This is a genomic window from Dolichospermum circinale AWQC310F (genome assembly GCF_000426925.1).
In the GTDB taxonomy this organism is placed as follows: Bacteria; Cyanobacteriota; Cyanobacteriia; order Cyanobacteriales; family Nostocaceae; genus Dolichospermum; species Dolichospermum circinale.
This window is the reverse complement of sequence record NZ_KE384674.1, coordinates 134201-155514: the sequence shown is the minus strand read 5'-3', so window position 1 is coordinate 155514 and position 21314 is coordinate 134201. Positions and strand designations below refer to the sequence as shown.

Genomic DNA, 21314 nt, shown 5'->3' with positions numbered 1-21314 from the left:
CAGGAAATTAAAACTTTAACATGACTGGGCTGATTTTTTATAAAATATTTTTTTAAATTTAAGTGTTATTTTTTTAACTTTGTTTATATAAATACTTCTGTGAATATATCAAGGTTTGGTTTTAGCCATGAAACTGTACAAATAATAAATTTGTATTATGATTATATATACATATAATTTTTACTTATACGTATTGGCTATTCTTAGTCAGATAGATTTTATGATATAAATAATAAACATGAAAATCTCTGGTAGGTACATTTATGAAAAACCTTTATGGAGAAACTGATCCTAGAGATATTCCCATCTACTCCATTAGTGATGCTGCAAAATACTTACGTATTCCGGTAGGTACAATTCGCTCTTGGACAGTTTCAATCTCAAATGGTTCTAATTTCTCAAAACCACTAATTTTAACTCAAGATATTAAACCTAAACTCCTTTCATTTACTAACCTCGTTGAAATTCATGTTCTTAGAGCTATTCGTAAACACCACCAAATGCAACGAGACAAGGTAAGAATAGCTCTTGATTATATTGAGGAAAAGTTTCAAGTATTACATCCACAAGTATTACATCCATTAGCCAGTGAAAAATTCTCAATAAATGGGGTTGACTTATTCATAGAAAGATATGCTTCTTTGCTTAATGTCTCAGAAGATTGGCGAGTAGATTTGAAAAGCAGTTTTAATACTCATTTTCAACGCATTGAGTTTGATAAAAATGGATTTGCTATGAAACTTTTTCCCTTTACTGCTTCTCAAGAGGAAAATAACCCCCGCATTGTTGTAATTGATCCTAGAATTGCTTTTGGTCGTCTTGTGATTGCTGAGACAGGAATTCCTACCATTGTTTTGGCTCAAAGATTAAAGGCTGGTGAGTCAATTCAGGATCTAGCTTATGATTATAAATGCGATCGCCTGAAAATTGAAGAAGCTATCCGCTGTGAACTACCTGCTGCATGAGTAAACCTGAATCAATTACCTTTTTTACTGATAGGTGCTTAGGTACAGGAACTGTTCCAGAAAAACTGCGCCATGCAGGTATTCAAGTTGAAATTCATGATCAACATTTTGGTCAAGGCACTCAAGATGTAGACTGGCTACCAGAGATAGGTCAAAGAGGCTGGGTTGTTTTGACTAAAGATGATAGAATCAGCAGAAACAAATTAGAAAGAATTGCTGTTGCTCGCGCTCAAATAAAAATGTTTATTTTAACTTCCCAAGGTTTAAAAGGGGAAGAAATGGCAGAAATATTTATCAAAGCAACTGAACAAATGCAAAGATTTGTTCGTAAGCATCCTGCTCCATTTATTGCTAAAATTTATCGTGATGGTAAAATAATGTCTTGGAAAGACAGTCAGATGTTATTGGCAGAAATGCAGCAGTTTGATATTAACAATATCTAAGTGCTATAAAGGTTATAGAGTCTCTTTTATGGCTAATTTTCTCGCTCTGTCGGTGGGCATTGCCCACCCGACAATACTAAAAATTTGTCAGATACAGCACTTACCGGTGTTATGAGGTACATATTTAGCGGGCAAGATGCCCGCACCACAAGAGTTTCATGATTCAACTTTGTACTTCATCAGATCGGAAACCGCTGTATCATTTATGATTACTATAGCAACTTTATGTATTCATTAATTTTGCCACAAATCTTAAACCAAATTCTTCTTCAAAAACTCCTTTTTTGTAATCTAAACTCCACATTTCTAACCCACATTCATCTTCAATTGATGAGGGAAATATCAACATCTTAAATTCTTGAAAATTGGGCTGATATTCACATTGAATATGAGAAATAGCACCTATTTGTCTTCTGTCTAAAGCCACAGCCAATCTTAACATCGCGCTGAGTTGATTAACCATTGTCCGATCTTCTTTGTGAAGTAGATTTCGATAGTTTTCATGCTTTTTCTTGGGTGGAGATTTGCGGTGATAACGGGCTATATTGGCGATAATTTCAATTTCGGTTTCGTTATATCCCAGTAATTCACTATTTCTAATTAGGTAGTATGAATGTTTATGATGTGATGAATGTGATACATGATGACCAGAATTGTGTAAAACCGCAGCAGCCCATAATAATTGACGTTGATTTGCAGCCCAATTATGTATTTGCGCTTGAGTTTGATCAAATATACTCAGGGCAAAAGCGGCCACACGATCGCCATGTTTTAAATTAGTCTGGTATTTTTTTGCAGTTTTTAATACACTGCGTTGACGAATGGAACTTTGAAACCTCAGCCTGTTATCAATGAAACCATGGGTCAGCATCCAGTCTACAATCACACCTTCCCGGAGCGATCGCTCACAAACTGTTAAGGATTCTAGCCCTAACAAGGTCATTGCTTCCTGTAAAATTACTGCTCCTGCAAGTATTACTTCTGACCTTTTTTCTGGCATCCCCGGAATGGCAGCCCGTTCTATATTAGTCATCCTACGTAAGCGAGTTACCCAGGTGCGTAAATCCTGGAGACTAAATTGATACCCATTGAGAGTGGAAGGAACAAGGCCTAATTTTTCCCGTGCGTGAATGGTAGCAATGGTTTCTATTGTCCCGGATGTACCGATTAACCGGGGAAAATCGCCAATTTTCAGTTTTCCTTGCACTTCTTCTACAGAACGTTCTAACATTCCCCTAGCGTAAGCCTGTAGGTACTTAAATTCGGTTTCGGTGATCGGATCAGATTTGACTAATTCCCCAGTTAAGCGCACTGCGCCAATTTTGGTACTGGTGAGACTCCGGGGTTCTTCACTGTCTCCTAAAATCAATTCTGTTGAACCACCACCAATGTCAATAATGATGTGCGGTTGGTTATTAAATTCCATCCCCGACAATACACCTAAATAGATGCGACGGGCTTCTTCTGGTCCTGAAATCAAGTCAACGTTTAAACCTATTTGGGTTTCGATTTGGTGGAGAAACTCTTTACCATTAGGAGATTCACGCACAGCACTAGTAGCAACTGCGACTATACTGGTAACACCTAAGCTATAAGCAAGGGTTTTAAATCTGCCCAAACAGGCGATCGCTTTAAGCATCACGTCTGGTTTTAATTCGCCAGTAATTAAATTGCGATCGCCTAATCTTACGGTTTCTTTTTCCCTAGCAATCATGGTAAAAGATGGTAAAGCGGCTTCAATCTTCACTATTACGATATGTAGAGAATTTGTACCAATATCAATAGCCGCAATCATCTGATTTTCTGGAACTGATAGGGTGATATTTTCCCAGTTAGCCGAGACTAAATTCAGCATCTTGTTGTTCTTGTGAATAGATTAATAGGACTGTAGAACAAATAGCAAATAACGATATTCTATAAATGTAAAGATATGTTAAATCAGCAAATATGTTAAGGACACCAAAAATCAACCAACAACCATTATGGCTGACAATTACCCTACTACTACGGTGGAATAAACCTGAAGGTAGATTAATTCTCATGATTCCCGCATTGTGGGCGGTGTTTTTGGCTGCTGCGGGTAAACCACCATTACCCCTGGTGGGAGTGATTATTGTCGGTAGTATCGCTACTAGTGCGGCTGGATGCGTAGTTAATGATTTATGGGATAGAGATATTGACCCCCAAGTAGAGAGAACACGCAACCGCCCCCTTGCATCTCGCGCCCTTTCCGTTCAAATTGGTATTTTGGTGGGGATAGTCGCCCTGGGTTGCGCTGCTATTATCGCTTTTTATCTTAACCCTTTAAGCTTCTGGTTGTCTGTAGCAGCCGTTCCTGTTATTGTACTTTATCCTGGTGCAAAACGGGTATTTCCCATTCCCCAATTGGTACTTTCTATTGCTTGGGGTTTTGCGGTTTTAATCAGTTGGAGTGCAGTTACAGGTAATATCACAGCACCCACCTGGTTACTTTGGGGGGCGACGGTACTATGGACTTTAGGATTTGATACTATCTATGCTATGAGCGATCGCCAAGATGATCAACGCATTGGTATTAATTCTAGCGCGTTGTTTTTTGGTAAATATGCCCCTACAGCGATCGCTATTTTCTTCATTGGTACTATTATTCTTTTAGCTGGAATAGGATTATTAGTTAATTTACACATGGCCTTTTGGATAAGTTTAATACTGGCTAGTATGGGCTGGATTTGGCAAATTATCCGCTTACAAAAGCCAGAAATACCTAATTCTGCTTATGGGGAAATGTTTCGTGAAAACGTCTGGATTGGTTTTGTAATTTTAGCAGGAATGATTATTGGTTCTTTGTGAATTTGTAGTTAATCTCACAAAATCAAAATTTTATTGTCAATCTAACCAATGCTAGATTCAAAACTATCAGGACTACTGTTTTAAAGGTTGGGATATTAATCTACAAGCTAGATGCAACCAACCCCATGAAGCAATCTATTTTTGTTCAACTCGCTACAGCAATTTTACTGTCTTTTGGTAGTTTTGGTCTAATTATTGGTGGTTTCTGGATTAGTAAAACCGCTAGTAATCACAAACAATTACAGTTAATTACTGACACATCAAAATATCAAGAAATTCGTAATCACAAATGGGCTGATATTCAACAAATCCAACATTTTCCTCCCCAAATTCCTGCTAATGCTCAAGTTTTACAAATGGCTTATGCTTCGGGATTAATTCCGGGAAGTAGTTCTTTACAAATTCGTCTCAAACAACCGCCAGCAAAGATTAAAAATCTGCTGACACAATACAAAAAAATCTCTCAACATCAATATCAAGGTGGTAATACAAATAATCATATTAACCAACCCAACGGCGTACCAACAACGTTTTTTTATACTAGCGATTCAGACATAGAAACCTTTCCTAGCAGTTATGAAATATTGGTATTAAACGCCGAAGATAAAAGCCAACCCGGTTCAAAATGGAATCATGGTAATAGTTATGGTGTAGCTATTGATGTTGCATCTTCAGAAATTGTTTATTGGGCGGAAAAATGGTAAGAGAAGTTAGAATTAAATAGCTCTGACTGTACCCCCTAAACCTAAAATAGACTGATAATTTCCAGAAAGGATTTTTAACTAAGGTCGAGAAAGTCGAGAAAGTCCAAATACGTACCATTTTTCCCGACTGAGAAAAAAACCAATACCATCACTATTAGTACAAGTTAAACCGATTTTTTGAGATACACACTTAAAACCATCTGCATTCCAATCTCTTCCATAGTTTAAAACAGGTTTATTTTTATCAGCAATGGTATCAATAATACATAAAATTTCCGGTCTCCCCCTCCCCGGTAATAAAAAACCTTGTCCCCACTCAAGTTCACAATATCCGGGGTAGGGTTGAGGAGGTTTGGGTTTTAGTGAACTGATACAGGGGTTTCCGCTCTTATGAGGTACATCTTAAGCCCCCTCCTCGCTTGCGGGGAGGGGGTTGGGGGTGGGGTTCTTGTACCTCATAACATCGGGAAGTGCTGTAATTTCACAGCGTAAAATATTTATTTCTCTTGGTACTCCTGGTATTAATTCACAAAAAATATTACCACTAGGGGACTGAAAACCTTTTGGCGCTGCTATACTTACCTGTGGTAATATAGTCGCTATTGTACTTATCAGAACTAACACTACTAATCTCTTAATTTCTGTGTACATAACTAATTTAAAATTAAAGACTTTGTTAAAGATCCGGTTATAGTTTTCTGGTTTGAGAATAGGTATTAACCTAAGTCGCTATTTCAGATCCACGACTTATTAAACTAAAGAAGTCTTGGACCTTGATAAAGATCCTAACATATTAAAATAATAAATGACAAAATGCCGTTATTTTTTCTTTAAGTTGAGATAGAATTGGGGAAATTGACTATCATATATCCTTGGTGCTTGTCTGTATTTGGGAAAGGTTAACTTCCCATTTTTCAGTTCAATCAATTACTAATTACTACTATTGAATCTCGATTTTATATTATATATATTTAATCATGCAGATGCGCCATAAAGATTATGATCTGCTGTCTAAATCCTGACTGTTTAAATCCCCAAAATCCAGATAATTATCAAGTTTGTCAAAGTTGTCAAACTCCTTTAGTAGCACTTTTGAGAAATCGGTTTCGTGTCATCCGTTTACTTTCTAATGAGGGAGGGTTTGGAAGAACTTATATTGCTGAAGATATTGATAAATTAAATGAATTATGTGTCATTAAACAATTAGCTCCAAAATTTCAAGGTACTTGGTCACAAAAAAAAGCAATTCAGTTATTTTCAGAGGAAGCAAAGCGACTACAACAATTAGGAGAACACCCTCAAATTCCCACTTTAATAGCCTATTTTGAACAGAATAATTGTTTATATTTAGTTCAGCAATTTATTGATGGTCAAAATCTACTAGATGAATTAAATTCCCGAAAGGTTTATAGAGATTGGGATATTCAGTCTATTTTATTAGATTTATTACCAGTTATTAAATTTGTACATCAACATGGGGTAATTCATCGTGATATTAAACCAGAAAATATTATTCGTCGTCAATCTGATGGAAGATTAACACTCATTGATTTTGGTTCTTCTAAAAAATTGACAGTAAGAGTACAGGGAAAAAATGGTACTTCTATTGGTTCTCATGGTTATTCTCCTATTGAACAAATTAGAGACGGAAAAGCTTATCCCGCTAGTGATTTGTTTGGTTTAGGTGCTACTTGTTTTCATTTACTAACGGGTATTTCTCCTTTTCAATTATGGATGGAATATGGCTATAGTTGGGTGGAAAATTGGCAGGATTATTTACGGTTTTCCCTAACTGTTCAATTAGTAGAAGTTATGGATAAACTACTAAAAAAAGAAATACAATATCGCTATCAATCTGTTGATCAAGTCATGACAGATTTGATGAAAAAACATACTCTTATGCTCCCAGAATCAAATAGTAAAATTCAGAAATTACCTGCTAAGTATTCTCAAATAAATTACACGAAAAAATTTTTATTGCGAAATTTAATTTTTCTGTTTGGGTTAATTATTTTTTTCACTTTGGGAGAGTTTTGTTATCGAGAATTTCATAAGTTAAACTCCGATTTTTCTTTTAATTTGAACCAACCCCAGAAAACTGAAAAATATTTGTCTTTGGTAAATACTTTTTCTGGACATAAAAGTCAGGTTTTATCTGTGGTGATGAGTCCAGATGGTAAAGTGATTATTAGCGGTGGTGATTGTCAGGAAAATGATGATACTAAATGTTATGGTAATCTGAAAATATGGGATGTGATCACCGGTAAAGAAATTACTAGTCTAGAAGGACATTCCCAAAATGTCAACGCATTAGCTATCTCTGCTGATGGTAAAATTTTAGCTAGTGGTAGTGATGATCAAACTATCAAAATTTGGAATTTACAAACAAATCAATTAATTCACACTTTAACTGATCATACTGATGCAATTCATAGTTTAGCTATTACTGCTGATGGAAAAACTTTAGTTAGTGCTAGTGATGATCAAACTATCAAGGTTTGGGATTTAATCACAGGTAAATTAATTCGCACTTTAACCGCTCACAAATCTTGGGTACGTTCTGTAGATATTAGTCCCAATGGTGTAACTTTGGCAAGTGGTAGTTTTGATAAAACTATAAAATTATGGAATATTCATCAACAACAACCAATTCAGACTTTAACTACTAGTTCACAAACGGTCATAGCTGTGGCTTTTAGTCCCGATGGTAAAATTTTAGCAAGTTCTAGCCGCGATCGCACTCTGAAATTATGGAATTTACAAACTTTAACACCAATTTGGACTATCCGGTTAGAAGGTAATAATATTAATACTATTGCTTTTAGTCCCAATGGTAAAATTTTAGCTGGCGCTGGACGGACTAGCTTCGGTAATAAAAGCTATCACACCGTTAAAATATGGAATGTAGCCACAGGGGAGGAAATAATTACACTGATGGCTCACGGTAATAATATTACTTGTTTGAAATTTAGCGCTGACAGTAAATTTTTAATTAGTGGTAGTGAAGATAACTTAATTAAACTTTGGCAGGTTTCTCCGTAAACAATGACAAAAATTTTTCAAACCTATTAGTTTAGAATGAGTTGGGGTAGAAAACTCTATCTAATTCAATTCTCTATTTTTTCTTCATGAATTTAGTCTGGGAAAGATTGACTTTATCTTCCTTACCACTTAAAGAATATCTCTCTAGCAGTTACCTACATCGTTTGCTGGTGGGGTCGTTGCTTTCTTGGCGACAAAGTAGTATTCTCATCCAGTGGGGAGATATAATTGCAGTGGGCTTACTTAGCCTCATTTATACTCTTACACCCTTTGTTTCTAGCACTTTAATCGGTTTATTACTACTGGCTTGTTTCGGTTTATGGTTGCTGTTAACTTTATCTGAAGAGGTTACATCGGCCAATGCTGCCTCCTTCACTCCCATTCATCTGCTAGTATTGTTATATTGGAGTATTGCTGCGGTAGCTACAGCCTTATCACCAGTAAAAAAGGCCGCTTTGAGTGATTTACAAACCTTAACCCTTTATTTGTTGTTATTTGCCCTCTGTGCTAGAGTATTAAGAGTCCCCCGATTTCGCTCGTGGTTAATTACCCTGTATTTGCATATATCCCTCATTGTCAGTGTCTATGGAATACGACAATGGTTTTTTGGTGCGAAGGCTTTAGCTACTTGGGTTGACCCAGAATCTCCCCTAGCTAAGACTACCAGAGTTTACAGTTATTTGGGTAATCCTAATTTACTGGCAGGATATCTTTTACCGGCTGTAATTTTCAGCTTTGTCGCTATTTTTGCCTGGCCAGGTTGGATAAGAAAAAGTTTAGCACTGACGATGTTTATTGTCAATAGTGTAACTCTAATTCTTACCTTTAGTCGGGGGGGCTGGATTGGTTTATTGGTGGGATTATTGACGGTGACGGTATTACTGATTTTTGTTTTTGGTGACTCCACCGTTGAGAATTTATGGGGTATAAAAATATCACCCCAGATGATGTTAATATGGCGGAATTGGTCTTTACCAATATTCCTGGGGAGTGTGGTTGGGATATTAGCAATAGGAATGATCTTTGTTGAACCTTTTCGGGAACGAGTTATCAGTATATTCGCTGACAGAAAAGATAGTAGTAATAACTTTCGCAAAAATGTCTGGGATTCCGTATTTCAAATGATCCGCGATCGCCCGATTATTGGTATTGGACCGGGTCACAATTCTTTTAATCATGTTTATCCTCTCTATCAAAGACCTCGTTTTACGGCTTTGAGTGCCTATTCTGTATTTTTAGAAACAATCGTCGAAACTGGTTTTTTAGGTTTTACTTGTTTTCTGTGGTTAATAGTTGTCACTGTTAATACAGGATTCTCCCAGCTACGAAAATTAAGACAAAGTAAAAATACTCAAGTATTTTGGTTAATTGGGGCGATCGCTGTTATTCTAGGTATACTATCTCATGGACTAGTTGATACAGTATTCTATCGTCCTGAAGTCAATACCCTCTGGTGGTTTACCGTAGCCTTAATTGCCAGCTTTTGGCAACCTTTAACACTTTCTAAGAAGTAAAAATATTTAACTAGGGTTTGATCTTACTGGTTGAAAAAAATACCCATAATTTGCCTGTGGTGCGGGCATCTTGCCCGCTAAATATGAAGGACAGGCAAGACTTGTACTGAGCTTGTGAAGTATGCCCATCCCACAAGATATTAATATATTATTGTTGAAGGACGGGCAAGATGCCCATCCCACAAGATATTAATATAATATTGATTCTCTTCTTTAATGTTAGGAATTTTTTCTGTGATTTCGATATTTTCTACCTGATGATATTTAAATTCTTTACTTATTTTGGTTAATTATTTTCTAGTATCAGCAACACAAGCAAATTGTTCTTCATTTTCTTTTTTTAAAGTACCTGATTCTTTTTGATTTTTGAAGATTACTTCTGGTAAATTATATTCATATTCTCCATGTACATGAAATGATGTTGAATCCAAGTGTGATGATAAAAGTGATACGGCTGTTCATCCTCTTAATTGGTAAAATTATTTTCAGACATCCTCTAAGTAATCTCGTTGTTATTTATCTGATTCTAAAAACAAAGATTCTAAATCTCGATAACCACTAACAACCCGCACAATGACAATACTATTTTCAAACACCCGATAAAAAATAATATATCCATCAATGGGAATACCCCTTAATACAGAATCCATAGTTCCATAACTACGCCCGATTTTAGGAAACCTCGCTATATTGCGACACTTATTATTAAACTCCTGAACAAACTTTTCCCCTGCATCAATATTACGTTGGAGAAAATAATCTAAAATATCTTCTAAATCCTTAGTTGCCTCTACAGATAAAACATATTCCATTATTTTTGACTCTCACGCGCCTGCCTGATTTTTTCATGTAATCTGGCCATAACAACATCACCATCAATTACCTCACCTTGTTCAACTTGGGCAAGTCCTACAGCCAGCTTTTCGCGTGTTTCCTGTTCCCATTCCTGATACCCCTTCTCCCACTCTGATAATAATTTAAGTGCTTTAATTATCACCTCATCAGCATTAGTGTAGTGACCTGTAGCAATATAAGCCTGTATCAATTCCTGAGTTTCTGGTTTAACTTGAATATTCATGATGTATTTCCTAGTTAATTAATAGCCTATCCAAAAATTCTGCCAAACCATCTTGGATATCAACAACGCGAGTCTTCAACTTCCCTTTAGTGGTAGACCTTCTCAAGCTTAGAGTACCGGCTTTGATATCAGTCGTCTGAAGTCCCAGGGCTTTCGACACCCGACACCCGGTATAAAGACAAATGGCAAAAAGAGCGCCATTACCAGCCTCAACAGATATGATCAGTGTTCAACCGGACATGATATAATCTGTCCTTCTCCCTCTTTTTACTGAGAGAGGGTTAGGGAGGAGTGTCCTTTAAAACCTCTTCATTGCCCTTTGCATACTCCGTTGATCATCCCGACGTTTAATACTTTCCCGTTTATCATGTAGCTTTTTACCCCTACCCAGGGCAATAACCACCTTTACCCAACCCCGTTTGAGGTACATTTTCAACGGGACTAGGGTTAAACCCTCCTGTTCTACCTTACCAATTAGCTTACGCAGTTCTTGCTTATGGAGTAGTAACTTGCGTGTTCGTCTTGGTTCGTGATTAAAATATGCACCGCTGGAAGTATAAGGAGAAATATGTACATTAATTAACCATGCTTCACCGTCACGAATTAAAGCATAACCATCTTGGAGATTGGCTTTACCTCCACGAATTGATTTTACCTCAGTTCCCGTCAATTCGATTCCCGCTTCATAGGTTTCTAGGATTTCATACCGAAACCGCGCTTGACGATTATCACAAATTGTTTTGTAACCTTCACTCTGTTTATCACTCATTGACAATCTTCTTAAGTTTTCATAAATAAGCCTAAAAATTTTTTAGACTAACTTTTTTATTTGGGTTGCATCATGTATATTTCGCACAGAGGCGCAAAGAAGCAAAGCCGCAAAGTTTGAGATTTTGATACCTTCTTGAGGCTATCAGCAACGTCCTTTTGTTCATTGTAGTTCACACAGAACAGTCATGGCTAAATTAAACCTGATTCCTGACTCTCTTTTCAATTACGTCCAGTTTTGTCAAGCATTTCTAAAAATTTAAGATTTTCTTTATAAATTCTTGACCAAGGGGACATTAACAGGTATTTTTGTCATACTATGAAGAATAAGATAATTATTCTTGCCTGTGTCTATTGATATTTCTCATGGTGGCACATTACTCAGTTAAAAAAATTATAGGGGTGTACTATCCATGCCCTTGACTATTCTAATCGCAGATGACGACATAGGTACTCGTTTAGCCATTAGTGATTATCTTGATCTATCCGGTTATCATGTAATTACTGCTGATAATGGTATTGATGCTTTGAATACGCTAGAAAAGTATCATCCTGATTTGCTAGTGACAGATATTATGATGCCACTAATGAATGGTTATGAGTTGGTGCGTCGTGTTCGTCAATTATCCGCGTTTCGCTTATTACCTGTAATTTTATTAACAGCGAGAACTAAAATCCAAGAACGAATTTTGGGGTATCAATCTGGTTGTGATTTGTATCTGCCTAAGCCTTTTGAATTGGAAGAATTAGCCGCTGCTATTCGCAATTTATTAGAGCGATCGCAAATTATCCAATCAGAATGTCGTTTTATTTACCAGGATAACAGCCGTAATTTAACTTATACAAAGGCAGAGAACGGTCATATTTCTGTATCTACTCAGGTTCAGATATCTCAAGTATTGACACCGTTAACTGTGAGGGAAAAGGAGGTTTTAGACCTTTTAACCCATGGTTTTTCTAATGTGGAAATTGGTAATCATTTACATTTAAGTCCGCGTACGGTGGAGAAATATGTGAGTAGTTTATTGAGAAAAACTGAAACCAGTAATCGTGCTGAATTGGTTAGGTTTGCGATCAAACATGATTTAGTAGAATAGGATTTTTGTCCAAATTGACATTTTTAGTCTGGTAATATTCAGTGAAATTGAGTATTTTGAGGATGCGTTAGCAAGTCTATAACTCACCAAAATATAATCGGACTAAAACTTACAAATAGACTCTGGTTGCAGGGGACATTGTTTAGAGGTAAGTGGATTTTTCGCAAGGTCAACTTGAGTTAATTTAGTCAGATTAGACAAAGGTTTGATATCGTTGATTTGATTTTGTGAAAGGGAAAGTGTAGTTAACTTAGTCAGATTAGACAAAGGTTTGATATCGCTGATTTTATTTACCGGAAGGTCAAGGATAGTCAAATTAGTCAGATTAGACAAGGGTTTGATATTGCTGATTTTATTTTCCGCAAGGTAAAGAGCATTCAAATTAGTCAGATTAGACAAAGGTTTGATATCGCTGATTTTATTTTCCGAAAGGTAAAGAGCATTCAAATTAGTGAGATTAGACAAAGGTTTGATATCGCTGATTTTATTTTCCGCAAGGTAAAGAGAATTCAAATTAGTCAGAGCAGACAAAGGTGCGGTATCGCTGATTTTATTTAACGGAAGCTCAAGTTTAGTAAAATTAATTAGCGTTTGATTAGCTTGACTACAATTTTGCGTTTCTGCAACTTTTAATAATACCTCTACAGTGTGTCTCGTCTCTTGAGGTAAACTGGCTTTTTGTTCACACCATTCTGTAAAAGTCTTGGGTGTTTTTGTGGTTTCAGTAATCACTTTTAAGGTGTAAAATCCTAATGTCAAGATAAAAATGGTGGTTGCTACTAGACTTAGTTTCATGTTGTCGTTACTAAGATGAATCTACTCAGAACTAAACGCAGATGAACGCAGATAAACGCAGATGATTTTGTAACCCCTTAGAGGATGTTTGAAAAGTGGTATTCCGTAATTTTCAAACATCCTCTAACACATTTATTATTACTGCTTGATGTTGGGTTTCCTTGCGTCAACCCAAGCTACACAGTAAATTACCCTTTCTCAGATAAATCTAGATTCTGATACTTATCCCTCTGAATTACTTCTCTTGAGAATTAATAATTCTCATGGCTTCCAGTTTCCAAACTTCTAGTTCTGGTAATTGTCCACGAAATTTTTTTTCTTCCTGATCATAGGCATAAAATTCTAAAAAAGTTTGCCATGATTCTCTGGAACTTTGATGATCTCCCTCTGCTGCTTGCACTTGTGCTAGTAAGCAATAAGCTGGAGTATAATTGCTTTCTAATTGCAAACAAATCAGTAAATTTTGTTTTGCTTTTTCCAGACAATTTTCCTGAAAATATCCCCAGCCAAGGTTTTTATACAATGTAATTTCTATGGTTTTATCTCTAACCTTGGGCAAAATTGATTCAATAATCTTCACCGCTGCTGCACTATTTCCTTGCAGAATTTGCAACCTAGCTAAATTATTCGCAGCAGCATCAGCAGCACGATTTTGATATTTACTCGCAATCTGATAGTGGTAACAAGCACCATCTAAATTCTCTAACTTTTCATAAGCTGCTCCTAAATTATAATGAGCCGCTCCATAGTTTGGGTTAAATTCAACTGCTAATTCTAAATAGGATGCCGCAATTGTAAAGTCGTTATTCAGATAATTTTTATGCCCGATTTCATTTAGAGCTTTCGCAATTTGTTTCCTTTCTTGTTCATGAAACTTGATGCGATTTAGTATCTGTTGCAAATCCTCTGATATGGGCTGATTAAAGGATAACAAATGCAGGATATATTCGGTAATATTTGATTGATTTTCATCCGTCATTATTGTTAATTCTTTTGTCGAGCTAGTTTTAGTTTCACTCAGTAATTCCGGTTTGTATTTGGCAAATAATGTAACCAACTCTGACCGTTTATAGCGACGGCTATCAGAAGGCTCATTATTCAGTCCAAATTCCAGACATATTCTTTCAACATATTTTCTCACAGACGATTCTCCAATCTTCATGGATTGAGCTATATCCGCATCTGTTTCGCCCGCTAGTATCTTTTTTAATACGTTTTTGCGTCGTTCTGTGAGATTGTCAAATACGCGCTCAAACTCTTGTTCATTCATTCTTGGTTTAAACTGCATCAGTTTCATATTTACTTCTGTGACTATTTTATGTCAGGGTTAGGTTGTTGATTTTGAGTCATAATTATGACTCCGAGTAAGACAAGATATACGTAAATGCCAGAGAAATATAAATTTCTGGTTTGGGGTTGACACTTACAAGAAAATATGTCAGATTTATGATTATATTGTATATCACAAAATAAAATAAATTAAATTTTGTGACATACATAGGGGGAAAAAATGTTTCTATCACGAAAGTCAGTCAGATTCAAGATTCAGTAGAAGTTTTACTAGTATCGCAGATCAACTGACTTTTGCATAGTCTCTAACTTGAGATAATTTTTGTCTTTCAAATTGAAAATCAAGGTTGCCTACATCATGAATAAACATAAGTGCTTTTTAGGATTAGCTATATTAGCTACTTTAGTCACAACTCCTGCTCAAGCGGAGTCAGTTTCTAGGAAAGCGGCCGACTTAATGGCTCAAAATTCTAACTCGACTAATTCAGTAGATCAAAACACTAATAATACTCAACCAGTCAACACCCCAGCATCTACATATAAGGGTAGTGATACCGATTCTAAGCGGACTGCAAGTAACTATTTTGTAGCAGTTAATACATCGCTTGCTATAGAAAAAAATACTGTTTTTATTCCTCAGAATAGAACTATATCTCAGGATCAAATAAAAGTAGCACAAGGGCTAGAATCTCGAATTATTAAACTGCGTTTATCAGATACTGGTGTTTCAATTGGTAGCGTTATCGCTTGGGGATTTGGTGGATTAATCCAAAAAAGATCGACTGATTGGGTACGTTTAGAAATAAATGGCAATCAAGTCAGGGTAGTACATACAACCAGAACAACTAATGCCATTACTCAGTTTTCTAAATGGTGGGATCATCCTGTCAGAAAAATTGCTTTTAAACCAGATTCTTGTACAGTAGATAATGTCCAGAAAACAGGTGAGTCAGATACAGAAACCAAACTGAGAGAACTGAAAAAATTGTATGATTCTAAACTAATAACAGAACGAGAGTATCAAGATTCACGAAGTAAAATCCTGAGTCAAATCAATACAAATACAACTCCAACTACTACAACTAATTCAGATTGTGTTGTAGTTAAAGAAAATGGGATCATAGAACTCAAAGATATAAGTTTGTTGACCAAAGGAGAATTTAAAATTGAATATTTAGAAAGCGGTGAATGGAAATATGCGGCCTTCAGAGTTCCAGCTAAAGAATATCAGTAGCAACCAGTCAAATAGACATTTCCCATCAAGATTTTAGAGACAATTCATGAATTGTCTCTACAGGGGGTGTAGAAAATTCGGAGATATTCTAATTATCTGATTATGAAGAGTCATTGAACATGAAATTTAATTGCAGCTTAAAACTAACTTTGATTTCACTGTTTACACTAGGATCTTTACCAATACAAAATTCAGCAATTGCACTAGTAAATCAAGAAATATCTGCAAATTATCAGCAGAATTTGCCATTAGTAACTAACAAAAATTTGACCATCAAAAAAACTATTCAAATAGCTGAAAATGACCAATATTGGGGACCACAAGGAGATTTTAAGATTTGGATGCCTGGAGAGGTAGCAGAGAATACAAAAAACTCATTGCTAACGGTAAATACGCTAACAGAAACAGTATATATGATCTTTCATGGAGACCTACCGACAGATACTGATTATTTAGACTCGGAACAGATTCGAGAAGTTTTACAAACCTCTCTAAGAAAAAACCTGGATATAAGAGGTAAAGTTATAAAAAGCACAGATATGGTAATTCAAGGATATCCAGGTATTGAGTTACTGGTACAACATTCTGATGGTAGTCAAGGACAATATCAAGGATATGTAGTCAGAGGACGACTTTATTTAATCGGAGCTAGAACAAAGGATGAATTAACTACAGAAGCGTCTAATTTTTTCGATTCTTTTAGAATATATCCTAGTCGGATTATTAATGATAATTAGGATGATTATTGTCCTAGAATATGCTCATTAAAAATTAAGCAGATTTTACTCCTAACTCCTGTTGAGAACTTGCAAATAAATGTTTTGAGAAACTGTTTTAAAATCTAAAGTATACATAAATATCTCTGCTAAAGGATTTCTAACCTGCGTAGGCAGGTTTTGTCTGTGTAGATGTGTATCTTTCTAATCGCCGATTTTAGCTTTTAAAACAGGCTTTTATTGACTCCTAGCTTGCGGATCATAATATCAGTATTCATTAATTTATCCCAAAAACGAAAATAAAGACCATAATTACAATTAAACTTATGATGATGAAGAGTATGGTGGGTTGGTGTAATCCAATTTTTACCCCAAAAACCACTCATCCAAGAACGGGGATAAACTTCATAACCAGTATGATTGACAACACCAAATATGGTCATTAAGGTTAATAATAAAAGTACCATACTAATGTGAATGGGAATAATAAAAACTAGAATAGGAATAATAATTGCTTGAATAACACTCTCAACAGGATCAAAAGAAAAAGATGTCCAGGGTGTAGGATTAATAGATTCGTGATGTATTTGATGATAACGACGATATATACTAGGAATGTGTAACCAGCGGTGAGTCCAGTAAAAATAAGTATCGTGAAGAAATAAATAAATAAACAAACTTAAAGGTAAATATACTAAGCTATATTCCAGAGGATGAAAATAAACTTTCGTATCTCCTGACACAATCAGAGTCATCATTAAAGCACTGGGTACGGAAAAAATCAGACAGGATAAAAGTGACCATTTAATTTCGCTGTTGATTTTACTTTTACGTCCGTCCAAATCATGAAGACGACGACCCTCCCAAGACTTTGGACGACGAACCCAAAGCAACCAATAGAGAAACGAGGACACAACTAGGTATCGTGTCGAAAGCACAAAAAACATGAACAAAATCGAGATAGCAAATTGTGTCAAGTTAGGAAGCATAGGGGTAGGATATAAAATAATGGCTAAAACATAATATAATATACATCCCCCTCAACCCAAGAGTTAAGGGGGTTTTTGGGTAAGATGATTACAAAAACCAACCGTAGGAGTGTAAACCCTTACCCAAAAGATTTACACCCAGGTAACAAATCCAAACCACAACAAAACCAGCAGCGGCTAAAATTGCGGGTTTTCTACCTTGCCAACCGCGAGTTATTCTAGAATGCAGATAGGCCGCGAAAACTAACCAAGTAATTAGCGCCCAAGTTTCCTTGGGGTCCCAACTCCAGTAAGAACCCCAGGCTTCATTAGCCCAAACTCCACCAGCAATAATACCGATAGTTAAGAGGGGAAATCCTAAGCCAATAATACGGTAACTAATATTATCCAGGGTTTCAGCTAAATTCAGGCGTTGAGGTGAAAGATTTTCAGTAGTTTTACTGGAAGTAGTTGTAACTAAATCTAAAACCGCTGTTCCATTTCCGTTGTTATTACTTTCCATGCGTGAAAAGCCATTAGTTTCCGCAGTGTTTGTAGATGTAATTAACTCATCTGCTTTGATTAGTTTATAACCATTACTGCGATAACCGCCATTACCAACAGAACTACCTTGTAATTGGATATTTTTTCCGCCAGTGACAATTAAAAAAGCGATCGCTAACAATGCCCCTACCATTAAAGCAGAATAGCTTAACATCATAACACTAACGTGCATCATCAGCCAATTAGATTTCAAAGCCGGGACTAAAGGCTCTGAGACCTGCATATTTGATGGTAGAGTCAGAGTAGCAAAAGCCGTAATTCCCATAGCTACTGGTGCAGTAACAACACCAACCAAGGGACTACGACTACTATTTTCAGCAATTAGATGTACAGCGGTAATTCCCCAAGTCAGGAAAAATAGAGACTCATAGAGATTACTGAGGGGAAAATATCCCGCTTCTATCCATCTAGCCCCCAACAAAGTAGCCATACACAAATTAGCAATGGCCATTCCAGCCGTCCCCAAAGCCGCTGTCAGCGATAAACTCGGAAAAGCCGCCCCCACCCAGTACACCAACATTGTACAGAATAAGACAGCAAAAGAGGCGTTATCTAGCCAGTTCTGGAGTACAACCAGATTCATAAACAATTCTCTCCAGTGGATACTTGAAAAATCAATTGCGCTTACCTTGATCCTATCTGGTTTTGGAGATTAGTCATTGGCAAAATTAACCTTCCAAATTCATCGGACCTAAGTATTTAGTTAAAAAAGGCGAAAAAACCTCATAAATCAAAGTTAGCGGTTTTCCATGATGCCAAAATAAATAATGACGACCCCAAAAAGGTCCTTTTTCCTGAAAACCTGACTCTAAAGCTTCTGAGTTACCATAATAAATACCTTGCACATCTCTATACAATTCAGTCCGTAACCGTGCTAAACTTGCCCAAATTGGTAAAGACTTGTTCTGTAAATATTCATCTACATGACTTGCTTCCCACCAAGAAGCAGCATAATATAAACGTTGACCAGAAGCAGTTCGCACCCATACCTGTCTTCTAATTCTTGGACCTGGTAGCATTTGCATCATAGCTGGTGCATGATCTGCACTCATACCAATGGGTGACATATCAATCACATCTACCTCCGTTGGTTCACCCGTCAACAGTTGTACGTGTCGAGTCGGAGAACCATCACCTAAAAGCAGTAATTGCCACGCTGGGGCTAACTGGGTGTGAGGTAAACCTTGTTTAACATCTTCCTCCCCACCAGTCCAAATAGGAGTTAGACAATACCAAGGGTTAGGAAGGATTAAGTTATGTATCGGATTAAAAGTAGTAGTCAATTTTTTTTACAAAAGTTCATCTATCTATATACTATAGCTATCTAATTTGATTTATCCACACTCCTAATTCCTCTTTGCGCCTCCGCGCCTCTGCGTGAGACAAAAAATCCTTGATTTACCGGAAAATTGCCGTAAAACTTGGAAACCAACTCCTAATATCATTTCTCTGACATTAAGAGTAGGTAACTTGTAAGTTAAAAATGCGGATGGCGAGACTCGAACTCGCAAGGGCTAGGCCCACACGCACCTCAAGCGTGCGCGTATACCAATTCCGCCACATCCGCAGGATTTCAACACAGATTAAAGTATAACATAAAAAATGCTCAAATACAATATTTTCCCAAAATTTTGCAAATATTTTTTGAATGGGTATGAGACTGACAGAAATATGGTGACAGCAAAGGTGATATTAAAAGGTCTAGTCAAGAAAGAGGCCACATTATCCAATAGTCTGCTAAGAATTATGTTTGGGGATCTCTCGTCACGATTTACAGTCATGCAATAGCTTTATGTCAACAGGATGGGAGAAAATGTGAATCTACTGGTACTGATATCCTAACTAGAAAATGAAATTTGACAAAATATTAATTGCCAATCGAGGAGAAATCGCCCTTCGCATTCTCCGGGCTTGTGAAGAAATGGGAATTGCTACAGTTGCGGTTCATTCCACTGTTGACACAAACGCTCTCCACGTCCAACTTGCAGACGAAGCCGTTTGTATTGGTGAAGCCGCCAGCAGTAAAAGTTATTTGAATATTCCCAATATTATTGCGGCTGCATTAACGCGTAACACCAATGCTATTCATCCCGGTTATGGTTTTTTATCGGAAAATGCCAAATTTGCAGAAATTTGTGCGGATCATCATATTGCCTTTATTGGTCCTAGTCCCGAAGCTATTCGACTAATGGGGGATAAGTCTACCGCTAAGGAAACTATGCAAAAAGCCGGTGTACCTACAGTTCCCGGTAGTGAAGGGTTAGTGGAATCAGAAGCGGAAGGACTAGCGATCGCCAAAAAAATTGGTTATCCTGTAATGATTAAAGCCACCGCTGGTGGTGGTGGTAGAGGAATGCGGCTTGTCCGCTCTGAAGATGAATTTGTCAGACTATTCCTAGCTGCTCAAGGGGAAGCAGGAGCAGCCTTTGGTAATTCAGGCGTTTATATAGAAAAATTTATTGAACGTCCTCGTCACATTGAATTTCAGATATTAGCAGATAACTACGGTAACGTCATCCATTTAGGAGAAAGGGATTGTTCAATTCAGCGTCGCAACCAAAAACTCCTAGAAGAAGCCCCCAGTCCGGCTCTTGACCCTGACTTACGGCAAAAAATGGGAAAGGCCGCCGTCAAAGCTGCCCAATTTATCCATTACACTGGTGCTGGAACTATTGAGTTTCTCCTTGATAAATTCGGTAAATTCTACTTCATGGAAATGAACACCCGGATACAAGTTGAGCATCCAGTCACAGAGATGATTACTGGTATAGACTTAGTGGTAGAACAAATTCGCATTGCTCAAGGGGAAAGACTCAAACTGACACAAAAAGACGTAGTTCTCAGAGGACATTCCATAGAATGCCGTATTAACGCCGAAGATCCAGATCATGATTTTCGCCCTGCCCCTGGTAAAATTAGTGGTTATCTTCCCCCCGGAGGACCTGGTGTACGTATAGATTCTCATGTATACACAGATTATCAAATTCCGCCTTATTATGACTCCCTGATTGGTAAATTAATTGTCTGGGGACCAGATAGATCCACCGCTATTACCCGTATGAGACGAGCATTGCGAGAATGTGCCATTACTGGAGTCCCTACAACTATTCCCTTCCACCAAAAAATTATGGAAAACTCCCAATTTTTACAAGGTAATATTTACACCAGCTTTGTTCAGGACATGAAAATGCAATAATTGGTCAGCGGTCAGTTGTCAGCGGTCAGTTGTCAGTTGTCCGTTGTCCGTTGTCCGTTGTCCGTTGTCCGTTGTCTGTTGTCCGTTGTCTGTTGCAAAAGAATATTTCTC

At 36.9% G+C, this 21314-nt stretch carries 22 protein-coding genes and 1 tRNA gene; 10 read left to right on the top strand and 13 right to left on the bottom strand.

Annotated features, from left to right (window positions below; translation table 11 throughout):
* Positions 1 to 263: 263 nt before the first annotated feature.
* Together ACIR310F_RS0108225 and ACIR310F_RS0108220 are read left to right on the top strand one after the other, a co-directional pair.
* Positions 264 to 965: a DUF433 domain-containing protein gene (locus ACIR310F_RS0108225; protein ID WP_028083419.1), complete on the top strand. Its 702-nt coding sequence runs from the start codon at positions 264 to 266 to the stop codon at positions 963 to 965.
* Positions 962 to 1408 (top strand): PIN-like domain-containing protein, encoded by a 447-nt coding sequence (locus tag ACIR310F_RS0108220; protein WP_028083418.1) that lies wholly within the window; start codon positions 962 to 964, stop codon positions 1406 to 1408. Before ACIR310F_RS0108225 ends, ACIR310F_RS0108220 begins: the two co-directional genes overlap by 4 nt.
* 223 nt (positions 1409 to 1631) lie before the next feature.
* Here the strand turns inward: ACIR310F_RS0108220 and ACIR310F_RS0108215 are convergent, their stop codons facing one another.
* Entirely contained in the window at positions 1632 to 3263 is a 1632-nt protein-coding gene (locus tag ACIR310F_RS0108215) for a Ppx/GppA phosphatase family protein (protein ID WP_028083417.1), read from the bottom strand.
* A 92-nt stretch (positions 3264 to 3355) separates the two neighbouring features.
* On the opposite strand from ACIR310F_RS0108215, the gene ACIR310F_RS0108210 reads away from it, so the two are divergent.
* Complete coding sequence (locus ACIR310F_RS0108210) at positions 3356 to 4237, top strand: 4-hydroxybenzoate solanesyltransferase (RefSeq protein ID WP_028083416.1); 882 nt, start codon at positions 3356 to 3358, stop codon at positions 4235 to 4237.
* Positions 4238 to 4362: 125 nt separating this feature from the next.
* The gene (locus tag ACIR310F_RS0108205) at positions 4363 to 4941 is read left to right on the top strand and encodes a hypothetical protein (RefSeq protein ID WP_028083415.1); all 579 of its coding nucleotides are present in this window, start codon (positions 4363 to 4365) and stop codon (positions 4939 to 4941) included.
* A 78-nt stretch (positions 4942 to 5019) separates the two neighbouring features.
* Here the strand turns inward: ACIR310F_RS0108205 and ACIR310F_RS27570 are convergent, their stop codons facing one another.
* Both ACIR310F_RS27570 and ACIR310F_RS0108200 read right to left on the bottom strand, forming a co-directional pair.
* Positions 5020 to 5313, bottom strand: a complete 294-nt coding sequence (locus ACIR310F_RS27570; protein WP_414534257.1) for a DUF6636 domain-containing protein — start codon at positions 5311 to 5313, stop codon at positions 5020 to 5022.
* A gap of 30 nt (positions 5314 to 5343) precedes the next feature.
* Positions 5344 to 5592 (bottom strand): hypothetical protein, encoded by a 249-nt coding sequence (locus ACIR310F_RS0108200; protein ID WP_028083414.1) that lies wholly within the window; start codon positions 5590 to 5592, stop codon positions 5344 to 5346.
* A 348-nt stretch (positions 5593 to 5940) separates the two neighbouring features.
* Here ACIR310F_RS0108200 and ACIR310F_RS0108195 point away from each other — a divergent pair, with 348 nt between their 5' ends.
* Together ACIR310F_RS0108195 and ACIR310F_RS0108190 are read left to right on the top strand one after the other, a co-directional pair.
* Positions 5941 to 7983 carry a serine/threonine-protein kinase gene (locus ACIR310F_RS0108195; protein WP_028083413.1) on the top strand — a complete coding sequence of 681 codons (2043 nt, stop codon included), beginning with the start codon at positions 5941 to 5943 and terminating at the stop codon, positions 7981 to 7983.
* 86 nt (positions 7984 to 8069) lie between these two features.
* Entirely contained in the window at positions 8070 to 9497 is a 1428-nt protein-coding gene (locus ACIR310F_RS0108190) for an IctB family putative bicarbonate transporter (RefSeq protein ID WP_028083412.1), read from the top strand.
* A gap of 290 nt (positions 9498 to 9787) precedes the next feature.
* On the opposite strand, the gene ACIR310F_RS25385 is transcribed toward ACIR310F_RS0108190, so the two are convergent.
* The 4 genes from ACIR310F_RS25385 to smpB all read right to left on the bottom strand — a co-directional run bounded on the left by ACIR310F_RS25385 (position 9788) and on the right by smpB (position 11344).
* Complete coding sequence (locus tag ACIR310F_RS25385) at positions 9788 to 9928, bottom strand: hypothetical protein (protein ID WP_155963682.1); 141 nt, start codon at positions 9926 to 9928, stop codon at positions 9788 to 9790.
* A gap of 81 nt (positions 9929 to 10009) precedes the next feature.
* Positions 10010 to 10309, bottom strand: coding sequence for a type II toxin-antitoxin system RelE/ParE family toxin (locus ACIR310F_RS0108180; RefSeq protein ID WP_028083411.1), 300 nt, complete (start codon positions 10307 to 10309; stop codon positions 10010 to 10012).
* Positions 10309 to 10575, bottom strand: coding sequence for a ribbon-helix-helix domain-containing protein (locus ACIR310F_RS0108175; protein ID WP_028083410.1), 267 nt, complete (start codon positions 10573 to 10575; stop codon positions 10309 to 10311). The genes ACIR310F_RS0108180 and ACIR310F_RS0108175 overlap by 1 nt, the downstream gene beginning before the upstream one ends.
* A gap of 298 nt (positions 10576 to 10873) precedes the next feature.
* The gene (gene smpB / locus ACIR310F_RS0108170) at positions 10874 to 11344 is read right to left on the bottom strand and encodes an SsrA-binding protein SmpB (protein WP_028083409.1); all 471 of its coding nucleotides are present in this window, start codon (positions 11342 to 11344) and stop codon (positions 10874 to 10876) included.
* A 412-nt stretch (positions 11345 to 11756) separates the two neighbouring features.
* Between smpB and ACIR310F_RS0108165 the strand changes: the two genes are divergently transcribed.
* Entirely contained in the window at positions 11757 to 12440 is a 684-nt protein-coding gene (locus ACIR310F_RS0108165) for a response regulator transcription factor (RefSeq protein WP_028083408.1), read from the top strand.
* Between the two features lie 102 nt (positions 12441 to 12542).
* Here ACIR310F_RS0108165 and ACIR310F_RS0108160 read toward each other — a convergent pair whose 3' ends face one another.
* The gene (locus ACIR310F_RS0108160; RefSeq protein WP_028083407.1) at positions 12543 to 13235 is read right to left on the bottom strand and encodes a leucine-rich repeat domain-containing protein; all 693 of its coding nucleotides are present in this window, start codon (positions 13233 to 13235) and stop codon (positions 12543 to 12545) included.
* A gap of 235 nt (positions 13236 to 13470) precedes the next feature.
* Positions 13471 to 14532 (bottom strand): LuxR C-terminal-related transcriptional regulator, encoded by a 1062-nt coding sequence (locus ACIR310F_RS0108155; protein WP_231387434.1) that lies wholly within the window; start codon positions 14530 to 14532, stop codon positions 13471 to 13473.
* Between the two features lie 351 nt (positions 14533 to 14883).
* Between ACIR310F_RS0108155 and ACIR310F_RS21855 the strand changes: the two genes are divergently transcribed.
* Positions 14884 to 15759: an SHOCT domain-containing protein gene (locus tag ACIR310F_RS21855; RefSeq protein WP_231387432.1), complete on the top strand. Its 876-nt coding sequence runs from the start codon at positions 14884 to 14886 to the stop codon at positions 15757 to 15759.
* A gap of 119 nt (positions 15760 to 15878) precedes the next feature.
* On the top strand, positions 15879 to 16496 hold the full coding sequence (locus ACIR310F_RS0108140) for a hypothetical protein (RefSeq protein WP_051289509.1): 618 nt from the start codon (positions 15879 to 15881) through the stop codon (positions 16494 to 16496).
* Between the two features lie 203 nt (positions 16497 to 16699).
* Here the strand turns inward: ACIR310F_RS0108140 and ACIR310F_RS0108135 are convergent, their stop codons facing one another.
* The 4 genes from ACIR310F_RS0108135 to ACIR310F_RS0108120 form a co-directional block, all read right to left on the bottom strand.
* Entirely contained in the window at positions 16700 to 17389 is a 690-nt protein-coding gene (locus tag ACIR310F_RS0108135) for a sterol desaturase family protein (protein ID WP_231387430.1), read from the bottom strand.
* Positions 17390 to 17552: 163 nt separating this feature from the next.
* On the bottom strand, positions 17553 to 18590 hold the full coding sequence (gene ccsB, locus ACIR310F_RS0108130) for a c-type cytochrome biogenesis protein CcsB (RefSeq protein ID WP_028083403.1): 1038 nt from the start codon (positions 18588 to 18590) through the stop codon (positions 17553 to 17555).
* A gap of 85 nt (positions 18591 to 18675) precedes the next feature.
* Positions 18676 to 19290, bottom strand: a complete 615-nt coding sequence (locus ACIR310F_RS0108125; RefSeq protein WP_028083402.1) for a chorismate lyase — start codon at positions 19288 to 19290, stop codon at positions 18676 to 18678.
* 201 nt (positions 19291 to 19491) lie between these two features.
* Positions 19492 to 19574: transfer RNA gene (locus ACIR310F_RS0108120), tRNA-Leu, on the bottom strand.
* A 282-nt stretch (positions 19575 to 19856) separates the two neighbouring features.
* Between ACIR310F_RS0108120 and accC the strand changes: the two genes are divergently transcribed.
* Entirely contained in the window at positions 19857 to 21203 is a 1347-nt protein-coding gene (gene accC / locus ACIR310F_RS0108110) for an acetyl-CoA carboxylase biotin carboxylase subunit (protein ID WP_028083400.1), read from the top strand.
* Positions 21204 to 21314: the final 111 nt, after the last annotated feature.

Coding starts and splice junctions, on each gene's coding strand:
- ACIR310F_RS0108210 (WP_028083416.1), top strand. CDS start 3,356: ATGTTAAGGACACCAAAAATCAACCAACAACCATTATGGCTGACAATT.
- ACIR310F_RS0108220 (WP_028083418.1), top strand. CDS start 962: ATGAGTAAACCTGAATCAATTACCTTTTTTACTGATAGGTGCTTAGGT.
- ACIR310F_RS0108140 (WP_051289509.1), top strand. CDS start 15,879: ATGAAATTTAATTGCAGCTTAAAACTAACTTTGATTTCACTGTTTACA.
- ACIR310F_RS0108215 (WP_028083417.1), bottom strand. CDS start 3,263: ATGCTGAATTTAGTCTCGGCTAACTGGGAAAATATCACCCTATCAGTT.
- ACIR310F_RS0108195 (WP_028083413.1), top strand. CDS start 5,941: ATGATCTGCTGTCTAAATCCTGACTGTTTAAATCCCCAAAATCCAGAT.
- accC (WP_028083400.1), top strand. CDS start 19,857: ATGAAATTTGACAAAATATTAATTGCCAATCGAGGAGAAATCGCCCTT.
- ccsB (WP_028083403.1), bottom strand. CDS start 18,590: ATGAATCTGGTTGTACTCCAGAACTGGCTAGATAACGCCTCTTTTGCT.
- ACIR310F_RS0108155 (WP_231387434.1), bottom strand. CDS start 14,532: ATGAAACTGATGCAGTTTAAACCAAGAATGAATGAACAAGAGTTTGAG.
- ACIR310F_RS0108160 (WP_028083407.1), bottom strand. CDS start 13,235: ATGAAACTAAGTCTAGTAGCAACCACCATTTTTATCTTGACATTAGGA.
- ACIR310F_RS0108175 (WP_028083410.1), bottom strand. CDS start 10,575: ATGAATATTCAAGTTAAACCAGAAACTCAGGAATTGATACAGGCTTAT.
- ACIR310F_RS0108200 (WP_028083414.1), bottom strand. CDS start 5,592: ATGTACACAGAAATTAAGAGATTAGTAGTGTTAGTTCTGATAAGTACA.
- smpB (WP_028083409.1), bottom strand. CDS start 11,344: ATGAGTGATAAACAGAGTGAAGGTTACAAAACAATTTGTGATAATCGT.
- ACIR310F_RS21855 (WP_231387432.1), top strand. CDS start 14,884: ATGAATAAACATAAGTGCTTTTTAGGATTAGCTATATTAGCTACTTTA.
- ACIR310F_RS0108205 (WP_028083415.1), top strand. CDS start 4,363: ATGAAGCAATCTATTTTTGTTCAACTCGCTACAGCAATTTTACTGTCT.
- ACIR310F_RS0108180 (WP_028083411.1), bottom strand. CDS start 10,309: ATGGAATATGTTTTATCTGTAGAGGCAACTAAGGATTTAGAAGATATT.
- ACIR310F_RS0108190 (WP_028083412.1), top strand. CDS start 8,070: ATGAATTTAGTCTGGGAAAGATTGACTTTATCTTCCTTACCACTTAAA.
- ACIR310F_RS0108225 (WP_028083419.1), top strand. CDS start 264: ATGAAAAACCTTTATGGAGAAACTGATCCTAGAGATATTCCCATCTAC.
- ACIR310F_RS0108165 (WP_028083408.1), top strand. CDS start 11,757: ATGCCCTTGACTATTCTAATCGCAGATGACGACATAGGTACTCGTTTA.